Source organism: Streptomyces sp. BE303, from assembly GCF_036290945.1.
Classification (GTDB): Bacteria; Actinomycetota; Actinomycetes; order Streptomycetales; family Streptomycetaceae; genus Kitasatospora.
This window is the reverse complement of record NZ_JAQYWZ010000892.1, coordinates 1-241: the sequence shown is the minus strand read 5'-3', so window position 1 is coordinate 241 and position 241 is coordinate 1. Positions and strand designations below refer to the sequence as shown.

1 protein-coding gene is annotated in these 241 nt (G+C 70.1%); it reads left to right on the top strand.

Translation table 11 applies throughout. From position 1 onward, the window contains the following. Positions 1 to 241, top strand: a 241-nt coding sequence (locus tag PUR56_RS43690) for an IS110 family transposase (RefSeq protein WP_329951809.1), incomplete at both ends; no start/stop codon positions are given.

Here is a 241-nt window from a genome sequence, read left to right as displayed (position 1 = left end):
CTGCCAAGTCGCCTACCTTCCAGGCCTCGCCATGCGACGAATCGCCGACCTCTACCCCGGCGAGGCGAAGACCGACGCCAAGGACGCCGCCGTGATCGCGGACGCGGCCCGCACCATGCCCCACACCCTGCGCACGCTGGAACTCACCGACGAGATCACCGCCGAACTCACCGTCCTGACCGGGTTCGACCAGGACCTCGCCGCCGAGGCCACCCGCACCTCCAACCGGATACGCGGCCTG